Here is a 1,318-nt window from a genome sequence, read left to right as displayed (position 1 = left end):
GAGAACAAACAGGATTCCGAACAACTCCAGAATCAGTGCGGCGCGTTTCCCGGTTGCCGTCATATGAAGTATCCTCCACCCAAAGTACCCTAAAGCTACGAGTGCAAGAATGCCGAAAAACGGTCGCATCAGGTTGAAAAGGGGTCCGCTGGCCACCGTCTGCGGGTTGAAGAGCATGATGGTTCCCTCCTTACGCTCGAATGTGAAGCCATAGCGCGATGTGCACCAAGAAAGGCCACGTCAAAATGTCGATACCGTGCCACAACAGACGGTGGAGAGGGCGGGAAAACGGCAAAGATACGATGATGTGTGCCGCAATCCAAAGAACCCCCAGTGCCATCGCATAGAACAGGAGGAGTCGTTCCAGGATTTCCTCGCCAAGACTTTGTACGGGGATGGTGAGTAGCGGCACGGGATTTCGGATGAATCCGTTCCAATGCAGACGTTTTTGCAGACTTGGCGTAGGCATCGGCCAAAAGAGCATGACGCCTTGGGGATTCAAAAGGTCGATGAGCGCATGACTCGTCCAACCCACCCAGATTCCACTGGCGACCCAGGGGGGCAGGTGCAAAAGTTGAAATAGGAGCACATACCCAAACAGGATCGACAAGAGGCTGTGTGTGGCAGTGCGGTGGCGAAACGTGCGGGATACCAGACGCAGAGGATCGACGTGCAAGGTGATCCAGGATTGCGGATGATCAACATCGGGTATCACCGCAACCAGAGCCGCTATGGCCACCGCCGCTCCCGCCTGCCAGGAGAACGCGCCTTCTCCCACCAGCACCGATTCCATGAGCGCCGCCCCAAAGGCCGCATGAGTGCGATAGATCACAAGAAAGCCCCCTCTCCTTGATGCGGAGAGAGGGCGGGGCGGGGAATACGATCAGGATGATGATTCTATTGTTTTTCATTCACGCCTAAGTACTTCTTGAGCGCATCTTGTAGCAAATGCGAGAAATTCACTTGATGCTCTAACGCTAAATCATCCAGCCACTTGGGAATCGTTAACGTTTTCTTGACGGCTCTCTGCTCCATCTCATCCCGGAAAGGAGGCATCCATACTTCGATAAGTACAATGGCTTGATGTTCGTTGGACTGAAGATGAGTAATGGGCGTTGGTTCCGGAAGTATTTCTCCATCTTGTTCCATTCCGTATAAATGCAATGCCATTGCCTCACGGGCATTCTTCATGGCTTCTTCTAGGCTAAATGCGCAAGGTAAACAACCTGGAAAATCAGGAAATTCTATGGATATTCCATCCTCAGCGAAATGAAAAATCGCTGGATAGATGTATCGATCTTTGTACATTTGCCAACCT

At 51.9% G+C, this 1,318-nt stretch carries 2 protein-coding genes; both read right to left on the bottom strand.

Translation table 11 applies throughout. From position 1 onward, the window contains the following. Window positions 1-190: 190 nt before the first annotated feature. Window positions 191-832 carry a metal-dependent hydrolase gene (locus BUA75_RS15375; protein WP_072875525.1) on the bottom strand — a complete coding sequence of 214 codons (642 nt, stop codon included), beginning with the start codon at window positions 830-832 and terminating at the stop codon, window positions 191-193. A gap of 65 nt (window positions 833-897) precedes the next feature. Beyond that, window positions 898-1,308 (bottom strand): type II toxin-antitoxin system HicB family antitoxin, encoded by a 411-nt coding sequence (locus tag BUA75_RS15370; RefSeq protein ID WP_072875527.1) that lies wholly within the window; start codon window positions 1,306-1,308, stop codon window positions 898-900. Window positions 1,309-1,318: the final 10 nt, after the last annotated feature.

The sequence above is a fragment of the Alicyclobacillus tolerans genome (assembly GCF_900142255.1).
Classification (GTDB): Bacteria; Bacillota; Bacilli; order Alicyclobacillales; family Alicyclobacillaceae; genus Alicyclobacillus_I; species Alicyclobacillus_I tolerans.
Note: the sequence above shows the minus strand (reverse complement) of the source record. Positions and strands in the feature narration are given on the sequence as shown.

Bases quoted from the DNA above. Each gene is read 5' to 3' on its own strand.
- BUA75_RS15370 (WP_072875527.1), bottom strand. From the start codon at position 1,308: ATGTACAAAGATCGATACATCTATCCAGCGATTTTTCATTTCGCTGAG.